Genomic DNA, 13,125 nt, shown 5'->3' with positions numbered 1-13,125 from the left:
CGCTCTGGCGTTTCAGGGCTCCTGCGTGAGCGGTGCGTGAGCGGCCGTGTCAGAGACCCCCGAACGACGGGCACGGGGCACCACCCACTCGGCCTTCCGCTGGGGTTCGCCGCGGTGTCGTTGCCGCCGTCGGTGTGGGCGTTGTCGTTCGCGGCGTCCGCGGCCGTCGGCCGGTACTCCCCGGGGTGGGCGACATCCCCGGTGTATGTGGTCATCGTCCTGTTGCTGGTCATCATCGCTGTGCTGACGGGGGGCGCAGGCGTATTTGTGCGTGTGAGAGAGGGGGCCACGGTGGGCGGTGACGAGACGGTGCTCGGCGTGGTGATCGCGGTGGTGGGCGGGATTTGCTCGGTGCTGGTGGCGAGGATCAGCACGCCGAGGGCGCGTCCGCTGCCGCCACCATCCGTGATCGACGCTACGGGCGAGCTGCCGCCTCCCGGGTTGCAGGCGTCCCCCGAGATCTGGGACCACGTGTCCGGTTGGTTCGCCACGCTGGAGGCGAAGGTCGACAACCTGACGGTGATCGTTGAGACGAAGAAGGCGGAAGTCACCACGCTGGAGCGGTTGCTCCGGCAGGCGATGCGGATCGTCCGCCGTGCGAACCGTAGGTTGCTCGCGGTGCATGAGCCGCCCGAGGAAGTCCCCCGTGAGCTGATCCCGTACAGCATCGACTGACCTGGCCCCCACTGCCCACACGGCGGTGGGGGCCCTTCGCCATGCGCTGGTGTGGCTACGGTGACTCGCCCAACGCTGTCCGCAACCAGTCGAGCGAGCCCTGCGACAGCAGTTCATCGGCCAGTCGGTTCGCGGTCTCGGTGACGAGACGGCCCCGGCTGTTGTCGATCCACCTCTGGGCGTTCTCGTAGCCCTGCGTCTTGTACTCGATGCCCTGGAGCAGGCACTCCAGCTCGTCCGCGTCACGAGCGCAGACCGCCTCAGGCGACTCCTTCGCTTCGTACTCTGCCACCAGGTCGCGGACCGCCGACGCCAGCACCTCAGGCATCCCCTCGGTCTGATCGGCGGTGACTGCCTGCGGGTCACCGGCCGGAGCGTACTTCTTCCCCAGGTGGTTCACGTCCCCGGTGCGGGTCTCCTGGGTGTCGTGCCACACCGCGAGGAAGGCGGCACGCGCGGGGTCGGCGCCCTCCAGCTTCGCGATGACCGTGGCGATCAGCGCTGTGCGCCATGAGTGCTCGGCGACGCTCTCCGGGTCGCGGACTCCGGCCATCCACCAGCCTGTTCGCCGGGTCTGCTTGAGCGTTCCCGCCTCGTACAGGAAGCGGCCCACTGCGGCCAGGTCGTGAGCCACGCCCTCTCCTCTCACGCCTCGGCAAGGCGGATCGCGTACCGGATGCCTTCCAGCTCCCGGCGCGCCCGCGCCGACAGCTCCTGGTCATCCAACATCACGGGGAGCACGTGTCGCGGTTCCTTGCCGTTCGGCGTACCAGGGCGCAGCAGGTTCGGGCGGGCCGCGAACAGGGCCCACAGGGTGTGGACGGTCAGGTCGAAGAAGCCGTGGCGGGGTGTCAGGCCGCGCACGAGGTGCCGCATCAGTCTGTCGCCCGACCACGGGCCGGGGTGTGCGGCGGCGATGAAACGGTCGGTGCGGGAACGGTACGGAGCCCCCTCCCGCGCGGAGCCTGGTGGCTCAGGCGGGCGGCGTTGTGGCCGCCGGCTCTCCGCCGTCGCCCGTCCGTGCGCGTGGCGGTGGGGCGGCGGAGGGGGAGCCCGCAGACGCGGGCTCGGGGGCGGCCGTCCTGCTCGCCATCTCGGCCCGAAGGGCGGCGACTTCCGCGGTCAGGGCTTCCAGGAGGGCCGTCTGTCTCCTTTCCTCGGCGTCGTCCCGTTCGAATCGGGAGATGAACCAGGCCGCGATGTTCGCCGTCACGACCCCGAGCAGCGCGATACCGGAGAGCATGAGTCCGACAGCGAGCAGCCGGCCGAGTCCGGTCGTGGGTGCGAGGTCGCCGTACCCCACGGTCGTCATGGTGGTGAAGGACCACCACACGGCGTCGCCGATCGTGCGGATGCTGCCGTCCGGTGCGTCCCGTTCCACCTCGAGGACCGCGAGCGAACCGAACATCATGAGACCGGCGACGGTGCCGACGACGTAGAGGGTCAGCGTGATCTGCGGGGCGTGGCGGGCCTGTCGGCCCGCCAGCAGCAGCGTGGACACGAGCCGTACCAGACGCAGCGGCTGGATCAGCGGCAGGACCACTGCCAGCAGGTCCAGTGGGTGGCTGCGGACGAACGCCCACTTCCCGGAGGTGAGCAGCAGCCGTGTCACGTAGTCGGCAGCGAACACCACCCACACCCCCCACTCCACGGCCCGGCACGCCGCGTGCGTCCAGCCCGGTGCGTCCGGAGCCAGGACGGGGACGGCGTAGGCGACGGCGAAAGCCACGGCCAGCGCCAGTAGAGGGGTCCGCATGCGTTGTTCCCACTGGTCCCGAGCGATCCGATGTCTCATGAGGGGATCGTAGGAACCGGCTGGGCGCAGGCGGCCCGCAGGGTCTCGTACGTGAGGCGGGGGTCCGCCGACCGCCGGGCCCGAGGCCCTGTCGCAGGGCCGTCAGGAGAGTGGCGGGGCGGCGCCACACCGCGCTGTGCGGGGGCGGCTCGTCACCACCCTCCCTGCCGGAGCGTCCGCGGTCCCGCCCACCTCCGCGCCGGGCTCGCGGTGATCCACCGCTTCGTGGCGTCACGGCCGTGCGCGTTAGCCCGCCCGGGGTGCCTGGGCCACCGGCTGGACGCCGGGACGGTGAGTCCCGTGGACCGGGAGCCCCCGCACAGGCCATGTTGCTGACACCCGGCCGATCAGCGTGGCGCCGGCCGAGGTGAGGAAGAGACCCACGCCGGGTGGGCTGCACAACTGCTGTGAGGGGCGGTCGGCGACATGAGGTGGTCGGCCCCGCCGTGACGCCGCCGGTCACCGGCGGCGGACCGTGGCGCGCACGTCGTCGCGCGCGTACGTGCCGCCGCGGGGCCGGGTCGGTATCCCCGGGTGCCGCGTCCGCCCCCCCTCCTCATTCATCCGGTCCTGCTCCGGGGCGCGGAAGCGGCCGTCCGCGCCGAGTGCGGCGACAAGGTGCCGGGCGCGGGTCCTCGCCGCCCCGGTGTACCTGAGGCGCCGCGCCTCGATCCCGCTGCGACCATGCGGCCGGTCACCTGCCGGCGGCCGCACCAATCGAAGACCGTGCGGCTCCGGCGCACCGGATGCCGCACGGTCACCCGTCCCGGAAAGTATGGAGCCGATCATGTCGACAGCAGGAGGCAAGGGCCCCGGGCCCGAGACGGACCAGCCGCAGGCCGAGCCCGCTGTGCGGGGGGCAGGCGCGGGCTCGCTCAAACCGCTGGTCTTCTTCGGATCCGCGACGCTCATCCTGGCCATCTCGATCTGGGCGATTATCACCCCCTCCGGTGCCGAGGAGGTCATCGGCGTGGTGGTCGGCAAGATCTCCGGCTGGTTCGGGTGGTACTACTTCCTCGCCGCGACCCTGTATCTCGTGTTCGTCGTCTTCATCGGGGTGTCGAAGTACGGCACGATCAAGCTGGGCCCCAAGCACTACAAACCGGACTACGGGCTCTTCGCCTGGGCCGCGATGCTGTTCGCGGCGGGCATCGGCATCGACTTGATGTTCTTCTCCGTCGCCGGCCCGGTGAGCCACTACCTGGCGCCACCGGAGGGGGATCCCGAGTCTTTGGAGGCGGCCCAGCAGGCCGTGGTGTGGACGCTCTTCCACTACGGCATCACCGGCTGGGCCATGTACGCGCTGATGGGCATGGCGCTCGGCTACTTCGCCTTCCGCCACACGTTGCCGCTCGCCATCCGCTCCGCGATCTACCCGATCATCGGCCGCCGGATCCACGGCAGGGTCGGTGACGCGGTGGATCTGGCGGCCATCATCGGTACCGTCTTCGGCATCTCCGTGTCTCTCGGCATCGGCGTGGTGCAGCTGAACTACGGGCTCAAGGTCCTCTTCGGAGTCCCGGAGGGCCTGCCCGCACAGATCGGCCTCATCGCCGTCGCGGTGGTGATGGCCACCGTTTCGGCGGCTGCCGGGGTCGACAAGGGCATCCGCCGGCTGTCGCAGCTCAACGTGCTTCTCGCTGTGCTGCTGATGCTCTACATCCTGGTCGTCGGTGAACCGTTCCGTCTGCTCAACGCGCTGGTGCAGAACGTCGGCGACTACCTCAGCGGATTCCCGTCGATGACGCTGAACACCTTCGCCTACGATCAGCCGACCGAGTGGCTGGACGCGTGGACGCTGTTCTTCTGGGCCTGGTGGATCGCCTGGGCGCCGTTCGTGGGTCTGTTCCTCGCCCGGATCTCGCGAGGCCGCACGCTGCGCCAGTTCGTCGCCGCGACGCTGATCATCCCGTTCCTCTTCACCGGCCTCTTCCTGGCCGTCTTCGGCAACAGCGCGCTGTTCGTGGTGCGCGACGGCAACTCCGCTTTCGGGGAGACCGCGCTCAACTCCCCCGAGCAGGCCTTCTACGGTCTGCTGGACCAGTATCCCGGGGCGCTGTTCAGCGCGGGGCTCGCGACCTTCGTCGGGCTGCTCCTCTACGTCACCTCCGCCGACTCCGGAGCCCTGGTCATGGGCAACCTCAGCTCGCACCTCCCCACACCCGTGACCGACGCGCGAACCTGGCTCCGCGTCTTCTGGGCGGTGACGACAGGGCTGCTCACCCTCGCCATGCTCCTGGTCGGCGGAGTGCAGGCTCTCACCGACGCCACGATCATCATGGGGTTGCCCTTCTCGTTCGTCATGTTCCTGATCATGGCCGGGCTCTACCTCGCGCTCCGCTCCGAACGCATGCGCGAGGAGGCGCTGACCACCACCATGCCGGGGTCCCTCTCCGGGCGGACGACGCAACAAGGGCCCTCGGGGGCCCGGAACTGGCGACACCGGTTGTCGCGGGCGATGTCGTTCCCGGGCAGGCGGGCAGCCGCCCGGTTCGTGGGGGAGGTCTGCCGACCGGCACTGGAGGAAGTCGCCCAGGAACTGCGCGAGCAGGGGGTGGAGGCGGAACTCCTCTCCGGCACCGACGAGGAGAACGGCCTCCCGCACGTCGGCCTCGCCGTGCCGATCGGCCCGAAGGACCAGTTCGTCTACCGGGTCTGGCCCGTCGAACGGCCGACCCCCGGTTTCGCCACCCGGTCGGTCAGCACCCATGACACCTACGTGCGCTTCGAGGTCCAGCTGGCCGAGGGCAACCAGGGTTACGACGTCATGGGCTACACCAGGGAGCAGCTCATCGGCGACACCCTCGACCAGTACGAGCGGCATCTTGAGTTCCTGCGGCTGCACCACGAGGCGACGGCGGGGTCGGCCTTCCCCGACCACCGGCCTGACGCCCCTGACGCAGACCGGCGGGAGTAGCGGGCGGAGCCCGGCCCAGGGCCGAGCGGTGTCGCCGTCGGCACCACCGGCGTGCCCTCGCGGATGCCCCGGGGCGCCGAAGGCGTTCCCGGTCTCCGGGCGCGCGGTTCGGCGCCCACGGGATCGAGGGTGTCGTCGGCCGGGCCCTGTCACCGCGATTTCGGCGGCACTCCGCGCTAACGTGCCATCAGCTTGATCCGCAGCACCATGACGACACCCGAGGACCGCATATGGCAGAGCAGCCACGTGAGCAATGGGCCACCCGTGCCGGCTTCCTGCTGGCCGCCATCGGGTCGGCCGTCGGGCTCGGCAACATCTGGCGGTTCCCCGCCATCGCCTACGAGAACGGTGGCGGCGCCTTCCTGCTCCCCTACCTCATCGCGCTCCTGTCGGCAGGTATCCCGCTGCTGATCATGGAGTACGCCATCGGGCGCAAGTACCGCCTGTCGCCCCCCGCCGCACTGCGCAAGATGGCCCGGCCGGCAGAGGTCATCGGGTGGTGGCAGGTCGTCATCTCCTTCGTGATCGCCACCTACTACGCGGTCATCATCGCCTGGGCCGTGCGGTACGTGGGCTTCTCCGTCGGCCGGCAGTGGGGGGACGACCCGGAGGCGTTCCTCTTCGGCGACTTCCTGCGGGCACCGGAGACTCCGGGTTTCCTGGACGCCTATGTACCGGGGGTGTTCTGGCCGCTCATCTTCGTGTGGGTGGTGGTGCTGGTCGTCCTGGCGTTCGGAATCCGGCGCGGTGTGGAACGCGCCAACAAGATCTTCATCCCGTTGCTCTTCGTCCTCTTCGCGTCACTGGTCATCCGGGCACTCACCCTGGACGGGGCGGCCACCGGACTTGACGCCCTCTTCTCGCCGAACTGGTCGGAACTCGCCAACGGCAGCGTCTGGGTCGCCGCCTACGGGCAGATCTTCTTCTCTCTGTCCATCGGCTTCGGCATCATGGTCACGTACGCGTCCTACCTGGGCCGCCGGGCCGACCTGACGGGCTCCGCGATGGTGGCGGGGTTCGCCAACAGTTCCTTCGAGATCCTCGCGGGCATCGGAGTCTTCGCGACCCTGGGCTATCTGGCGATCGCCTCGGGGGTCGGCGTCGACGAGGTCGCGGGTGCGGGTATCGGTCTGGCGTTCGTCGCCTTCCCCGCGGTCATCTCGGAGATGCCGTTCGGCGCCCTCTTCGGTGTGCTGTTCTTCAGCTCTCTGGTGATCGCGGGACTCTCCTCGCTGATCTCCATCGTGCAGGTGGTCGTCTCGGCCGTGCAGGACCGGACCGGCATGCGCCGCAAGCCGGCGGTCCTGGGCATCGGTGGTCTCGTCGCGCTGGTCTCGCTCCTGCTGTTCCCGACCGAGTCCGGCATCTATCTGCTGGACGCGTCGGACCACTTCATCAACCAGTACGGCATCGCGCTGGCAGCTCTGGTCGGCCTGATCGTGATCGTCTGGGTGCTGCGGCAGCTCCCCAGCCTCCAGCAGAACGCCGACGCCACATCCGCCATCCGGCTCGGCCACTGGTGGCGCATCTGCCTCGGAGTCATCACGCCGCTGGTGCTGGGCTGGATGATGGTCGACAGCCTACGGACCGAGTTCCAGGAGAACTACGAAGGCTATTCGACCGGGTTCCTGCTCTCCGCCGGTTGGAGCGTCGCCATCGGAGCACTGCTGGTCGGGGTGATCCTCTCTCTGATGCCGTGGCCGGCCGGTGGCGAGGACATCGACCTGGACATGGAGACGCCCGCCGACAGGAAGGACCGCTGATGTCCGCCAGTGCGATCGTCATGATGATCATCGCCATGCTCATCGTCTGGGGAGGCTTGATCACCGCCATCCTCCGGCTGAGGGGCCACTCGGTGCCCCCGGAGCAGCTGCCGCCGGGCACTCACTCGGCTGAGTGACCGAGCCTGTACCGGCCGTCGGGTCGACAGGCCCGGACCCTGCGGGAGCTGACAGTCCGCGAAGTCTCCTGGCTCCGGGTCTCCATGGTGCCGGGTCGGGGCGGTGATCAGACCCGCGGCGCGGGCGCTCGCCATCTGCCGGCAGAGCACGACGGCGCGAGTGCTTCGTGGTGAACGTGCCCCCGGGCCGGTGCGTGATCGTGATCGAGGGGTGATCGCGCGAGAGCGGCCGGCCCACCCGCGGCGCGATCTCCCGCCCCCTGTCCTCGCCCGGTTGTCCGGTGTCGAGGCCCAGGCCCGCAGCGGGCCGCGGCGGCAGCCGACCGACCCGCCGGTCTGGTGTGCCGGAACACCACGAGGCCACTGCCGTCGCGGACCATCAGGACCGCAGGTTCTGCACCGATGCCCCGTGACCAGGGAGGAAGCACGACGCGACCGCCGCACGCAGCGAGGCATCGATACCTCTTCCCGGCGCTTCCCGGACGCGTAGGTGCTTTCGGGCGGCGCCTTACCTGGGCTCCGGCGCGACTGTCCCGGTCAAGCCATCACGCCGTCTGGAAGACGGAACAAGAACGTTTTGCTGACCCTGTACACGGCTGGAATCGAGCGGGTCCGCGTAGGTCTCAGGGACGAAAATGAGTCGCTATGCCCTATCTGGTCACCTTTTCGCCAGTGAGAGACGGGCCAGTGTGATCAGTTCGAGTCCCGTCTGCCCCGCCTGACGCCGGGCGGAATCGCTCTGGTTCCGGACAGGTGTTTCCGGGGCACTTTCGGTCGTGCGCGTGCCGAGCCGCGCGACAAGGGGTCGCCGTCCCAACTGCCGTGCCTGCGAAGCCGGGGCGGGTGCCATGATGCACATCACAGGGTCGCCGTATTCACGGGGTGGTGTATGTGCTATGGCGCCGAACATATGATCTGCGCGCGGGTGTATCCTGGCTGATCTGTCAACCACGCGCCTGCCCGTTCAGGCCCTTCGGATGACGAGAGACTCCGGACCCGGACCCGGACGCGAACCCGGTCTGTGAAGCCGGTGTGGTCAGAGGATTGGAAGAGCAGGGCGTGTCGAAGCCGCGTATCAGCGTGATTGTGCCGATATACCAAGTGCAGTCCTTCTTGCGGGAGTGCCTCGAGTCCGTCCTTGAGCAGTCCTTCCGCGACATCGAGGTAATCGCCGTCAACGACTGCTCGCCCGACCGCTGCGGTGAGATCGTCGACGAGTACGCCGAGGCCGACAGCCGGGTCCGGGCACTGCACCTGCCCGAGAACGTGGGCCTGGGCCGGGCGCGGAACGCGGGGATGGAGATCGCGCGCGGCGACTACCTCTTCTTCCTCGACAGCGACGACACACTGACGCCCGGTTCGCTGCAGCTCATAGCCGACCGGCTGTCGGACACCGCCGACCCGGACGTCCTGATCTTCGACTACGCCCGCACCTTCTGGTGGGGCGACGTCACCCGCAACGGCCTGGCCTCGGTCTTCCAGTCGGAGGGCCCGGAGGTTTTCACCGCGAAGCAGCGGCCCGACTTCCTCACCCTGCTCATGGTCGTGTGGAACAAGGTCTACCGGCGTGAATTCATCGAGCGGCGCGGTTTCGAATTCCCGCCCGGGTACTACGAAGACACCCCCTGGACCTTCCCGGTGCTGATGGCCGCCGAGCGCATCGCGGCCCTGGACCATGTGGTCGTCCACTACCGCCAGCGCCGTCAGGGAAATATCCTCCGCACGGTCAGCCGCAAGCATTTCGACATATTCGACCAGTACGCACGGGTCTTCGCCTTTATTGAAAGCGACCCGTCGTTCGCGGAGTGGCGGCCGCAGATTTTCACGAAGATGGTCAACCACTTCACCGCCATCCTGGCGAAGAGCAATCGGGTCCCCGACGAACTGCGGGCCGAATTCTTCGCCCTGGCGCACCGTCACTACCGGCGCTACATGCCGGCGGGCTTCGTCCGGCCCAAGGGGCGGGCCGGTGTCCGTTACGCATTGATCGCGCGTAACGCCTACCCGCTCTACCAGACGCTCAAGGTGGCCAACCAGGGGCGGCGCAAGGTCCGCAAGGCCGTCCGCGCCACCCGGAAGAAGGTCGTCGGCAAGCGCCTCGACCGCCACTACGAGAACGCGCTCAAGCAGCCCGTCAACCAGAACCTGGCCGTCTACTCGTCGTACGGGGGCCGGGGATACGTGTGCAACCCCGGCGCGCTGCATGCCAAGGCCAAGGAGATCGCCCCCCACGTCGAGGGCGTCGTGGTGGTCAAGGCGGAAGAGGTCCACAAGCTTCCGCCGGGCACCGACTACGTGATCCCGGGGACCGAGAGGTACTGGGAAGTCATGGCACGCGCCAAGTACTTCTTCAACAACGTCGACTTCGAGGACCGCTTCGTCAAGCGGCCCGGCACCGTGCATGTGCAGACGCAGCACGGCACGCCACTCAAGCGCATGGGTGTCGACCTGCTGCCTTTCCCGGTCGCCGCGAAGGGCACCGACCTCGGCAAGGTCCTGGAGCGCTCGGACCGCTGGGACTACTGCATATCCTCCAACCGGTTCTCCGCGGACATCTGGGAGCGGGCGTTTCCCTGCTCCTTCGCGGCGCTGGAGACCGGCTACCCGCGCAACGACGTCTTCTACACCTCGACCGCGGCCGACGTCCGCCGCCTCCGGGCCGAGATCGGCATCCCGAAGGGGAAGATCGCCGTCCTCTACGCGCCGACCCACCGGGACTACACCACGAGCTACGTCCCCCAGCTCGACGTTGCCGCTCTCGCGGACGCTCTGGGCGACGACTACGTGGTGCTGATGCGGGGCCACCACTTCTGCGAGCAGAAACCCGAGCTGCGCAAGCTCCAGTCGTCGGCCCGGGTCATCGACGTCACCGCCCACCCTGCCGCGGAGGAGCTGCAGCTTGCCGCGGACGTGCTGCTGGCGGACTACTCGTCCATGATCTTCGACTACGCCAACCTCGACCGGCCGATCGTGATCTACGCCAACGACTGGGAGGCGTACAAGGCCTCCTGCGGCGTCTACCTCGACCTGCTGGAGGAGCCGCCCGGTCACGTCGCGCGGACGCAAGAGGAGCTGCACGAGATCTTCGCCGGCGGCGCCTGGACGGACGAGCGGTCTGCTTCCCTGCGGGACACCTTCCGTCGCAGGTTCTGCGACTACGACGACGGCAAGGCATCCGAGCGTGTCATCCGGCAGATCCTGCTGGGCGAGCCGACGGAGAATCTGCCGGTCCCGCCGCTGGACGAGCGGACGCCGGCCCCCTCGCCCGCCGCCGCCGAGGCGGAGAGCGAGAAGGAGCCCGTGGTCGGTCGGTCCAGGGCTGCTTGATCCACCGGTACGGAGTGCCGGCGCGCCACTGAGGAGTGCAGCGGCACTCCGTACCGATACCCTCGCCGGCTCCGGTGTGGAGCAGGTGCAGAGCCGCCGTACGCGCAGGTGAACGACGGCCTGGCGGCCGTCGACCGGTACGTCCGCTGATACCCGTGGGCCTTCGCCGTCGGCGATCCGTACACCGGACACGGCACCGCCCCGTCCCGTCCCGTCCCGTCCCGGGTGCGGGCCGTGACCACTGTCGCGTCACCGCCATCCGCCACGTCCTCGACGACCGGCGCGAAAGCCCGAAAGCGCCTTCCCGACAAGAGAGTTGACATCCGTCACAAGATCATGGCCATGTACGGCTGCTCGACATCACCACCGACTACGGGACAGAGCCGATCGTTTTGGAGTCCCATCCGGAATGTCGTCATGGTGCCCCGGGGCGAGCCTGGTGTTGGAGGCCGCGTGACTCTGTGTGGTTGGGCGGGCGGGCCGTGCTCCGGCCGCCGCAGCCGATCGGGGGTCCCGCGTGGGTAGCCCGCACCTGGGGTCTCGCCCATGTGCTGCGACATCGTGGTCGCCGACGAGAACGGGGTGGCCGTCGTGCCGCCCGGCGCGGCGGCGGAAGCCGTCGCCTGCACAAGGGAGTTGTTGGCAAAGGGGCGAACGGTGCGCGATCTGATGGACGCGGGGGCGACACTCCCGGAACTACTGGCGCGATTTGGCCATCTGTAATCGGCCGAGGTGTCGCGTTCACGAGCGGGAATGGCATGCTCGTTCCGAGGCCACATGAGAGAGTTGGGCCCGCAGAACGCTGACGGTTCGTCACCAGCATTTCCAGACAGGGAGAATGACAGCATGGCTGTTGCGTTGACCGTGGACAGTGCCGGATCGGTCGGGGGATTCAAGGTTGCCGATCTCTCACTCGCCGAGCTGGGTCGCAAGGAGATCAGGCTCGCCGAGCACGAGATGCCCGGACTGATGGCTCTGCGGCAGGAGTTCGGCCCGCAGCAGCCCCTGGCCGGAAAGCGCATCGCCGGCTCTCTGCACATGACCATCCAGACCGCCGTCCTGATCGAGACGCTCGCCGCGCTCGGCGCCGACGTCCGCTGGGCCAGCTGCAACATCTTCTCCACCCAGGACCAGGCGGCGGCGGCCGTCGTCGTGGGTACCGAGGGCACGGTGGAGGAGCCCAAGGGCAGCTCCGTCTTCGCCTGGAAGGGAGAGACGCTGGAGGAGTACTGGTGGTGCCTGGAGCAGCTGCTGACCTGGCCCGACGGCTCCGGCCCGCACTCGATCGTGGACGACGGCGGTGACGCCACCCTGCTGGTCCACCTGGGCGCCGAGTACGAGGCGGCCGGCGCCGTCCCGGACGCGCTCGTCGACGACCCGGAGGAGCACCGGATCATCCTCGACGTGCTCCGCCGCTCGCTCGTGGACAACCCGGGCAAGTACTCGGAGATGGCGAAGTTCATCGTCGGCGTCACCGAGGAGACCACCAACGGCGTCAACCGGCTCTACCGCCTCGGCAAGGAGGGCAAGCTCCTCTTCACCGGCATCAACGTCAACGACGCGGTGACCAAGAGCAAGTTCGACAACCGCTACGGCATCCGCCACTCGCTGGTCGACGGCATCAACCGCGCCATCGACGTCATGATCGCCGGGAAGCTCGCCGTGATCTGCGGTTACGGCGACGTCGGCAAGGGCGCCGTGGCGTCCCTGCGCGGCCAGGGCGCGCGGGTCGTGGTCACGGAGGCCGACCCCATCTGCGCGCTCCAGGCGGCCATGGACGGTCTGAAGGTCGTCACCCTCGACCAGGTCGTCGAGACCGGTGACATCTTCATCACCACCACCGGCAACCGCGACATCATCATGGCCGACCACATGGCCCGGATGAAGCACAACGCCGTCGTCGGCAACGTGGGCCACTTCGACAACGAGATCGACATGGCCGGCCTCGCGCAGGTGCCGGGCATCGAGAAGACCGAGATCAAGCCGCAGGTCCACGAGTGGGCCTTCCCCGACGGGCACTCGATCATCGTGCTCAGCGAGGGCCGCCTGCTCAACCTGGGCAACGCCACCGGACACCCGAGCTTCGTGATGTCCTGCTCGTTCGCCAACCAGACCCTGGCGCAGATCTCCCTCTTCGACCCGGCGCAGAACTACGGCACCGACGTCTACACCCTGCCCAAGCATCTGGACGAGAAGGTGGCGCGACTCCACCTCCCGGCCCTCGACGCCCACCTCACCGAACTCACCAAGGTGCAGGCCGACTACATCGGCGTCGACATCGAAGGTCCCTTCAAGCCGGACCACTACCGCTACTGACCGGTCGGCCCGACCTTCGGACCGACACCGTCGGACCGATCCCCGGGCCGACCTTCGGACGACCGAGTGCGGGGGGGGGGGGGGGGGGGGGGGGGGGGGGGGGGGGGGGGGGGGGGGGGGGGGGGGGGGGGGGGGGGGGGGAGGGGAGAGCAGAGGAGACAGAGAAAACGAGGCACCGCACGGTATGGCTCTCTC

The 13,125-nt window shown here is 68.8% G+C and carries 9 protein-coding genes; 6 read left to right on the top strand and 3 right to left on the bottom strand.

Features of this window, described 5'->3' with window-relative positions:
* The first annotated feature begins 207 nt into the window (after positions 1-207).
* The gene (locus AC0682_RS29245; protein WP_478536174.1) at positions 208-675 is read left to right on the top strand and encodes a hypothetical protein; all 468 of its coding nucleotides are present in this window, start codon (positions 208-210) and stop codon (positions 673-675) included.
* A 55-nt stretch (positions 676-730) separates the two neighbouring features.
* Here the strand turns inward: AC0682_RS29245 and AC0682_RS29240 are convergent, their stop codons facing one another.
* The 3 genes from AC0682_RS29240 to AC0682_RS29230 form a co-directional block, all read right to left on the bottom strand.
* Positions 731-1,309, bottom strand: coding sequence for an HD domain-containing protein (locus AC0682_RS29240; RefSeq protein WP_478536173.1), 579 nt, complete (start codon positions 1,307-1,309; stop codon positions 731-733).
* Positions 1,310-1,320: 11 nt separating this feature from the next.
* Positions 1,321-1,539 carry a hypothetical protein gene (locus tag AC0682_RS29235; protein WP_478536172.1) on the bottom strand — a complete coding sequence of 73 codons (219 nt, stop codon included), beginning with the start codon at positions 1,537-1,539 and terminating at the stop codon, positions 1,321-1,323.
* A 109-nt stretch (positions 1,540-1,648) separates the two neighbouring features.
* A complete protein-coding gene (locus AC0682_RS29230) occupies positions 1,649-2,470 on the bottom strand; it encodes a potassium channel family protein (protein WP_478536171.1) in 822 nt (273 codons plus the stop codon).
* Positions 2,471-3,257: 787 nt separating this feature from the next.
* On the opposite strand from AC0682_RS29230, the gene betT reads away from it, so the two are divergent.
* The 5 genes from betT (at position 3,258) to ahcY (ending at position 12,930) form a co-directional block, all read left to right on the top strand.
* Positions 3,258-5,387 (top strand): choline BCCT transporter BetT, encoded by a 2,130-nt coding sequence (gene betT, locus AC0682_RS29225; RefSeq protein ID WP_478536170.1) that lies wholly within the window; start codon positions 3,258-3,260, stop codon positions 5,385-5,387.
* 230 nt (positions 5,388-5,617) lie between these two features.
* Positions 5,618-7,150, top strand: coding sequence for a sodium-dependent transporter (locus AC0682_RS29220; protein WP_478536169.1), 1,533 nt, complete (start codon positions 5,618-5,620; stop codon positions 7,148-7,150).
* A complete protein-coding gene (locus tag AC0682_RS29215) occupies positions 7,150-7,287 on the top strand; it encodes a methionine/alanine import family NSS transporter small subunit (protein ID WP_478536168.1) in 138 nt (45 codons plus the stop codon). Before AC0682_RS29220 ends, AC0682_RS29215 begins: the two co-directional genes overlap by 1 nt.
* Positions 7,288-8,319: 1,032 nt before the next feature.
* Positions 8,320-10,614 carry a bifunctional glycosyltransferase/CDP-glycerol:glycerophosphate glycerophosphotransferase gene (locus AC0682_RS29210; RefSeq protein ID WP_478536166.1) on the top strand — a complete coding sequence of 765 codons (2,295 nt, stop codon included), beginning with the start codon at positions 8,320-8,322 and terminating at the stop codon, positions 10,612-10,614.
* 846 nt (positions 10,615-11,460) lie between these two features.
* A complete protein-coding gene (gene ahcY, locus AC0682_RS29205; RefSeq protein WP_478536165.1) occupies positions 11,461-12,930 on the top strand; it encodes an adenosylhomocysteinase in 1,470 nt (489 codons plus the stop codon).
* The last annotated feature ends 195 nt before the right edge of the window (positions 12,931-13,125 follow it).

The organism is Streptomyces sp. NPDC043746 (assembly GCF_056436485.1).
Note: the sequence above shows the minus strand (reverse complement) of the source record. Positions and strands in the feature narration are given on the sequence as shown.

What these genes read in the sequence shown, in the direction of transcription:
- AC0682_RS29230 (WP_478536171.1), bottom strand. Translation starts at nt 2,470, where the DNA reads ATGAGACATCGGATCGCTCGGGACCAGTGGGAACAACGCATGCGGACC.
- betT (WP_478536170.1), top strand. Translation starts at nt 3,258, where the DNA reads ATGTCGACAGCAGGAGGCAAGGGCCCCGGGCCCGAGACGGACCAGCCG.
- AC0682_RS29220 (WP_478536169.1), top strand. Translation starts at nt 5,618, where the DNA reads ATGGCAGAGCAGCCACGTGAGCAATGGGCCACCCGTGCCGGCTTCCTG.
- AC0682_RS29215 (WP_478536168.1), top strand. Translation starts at nt 7,150, where the DNA reads ATGTCCGCCAGTGCGATCGTCATGATGATCATCGCCATGCTCATCGTC.
- ahcY (WP_478536165.1), top strand. Translation starts at nt 11,461, where the DNA reads ATGGCTGTTGCGTTGACCGTGGACAGTGCCGGATCGGTCGGGGGATTC.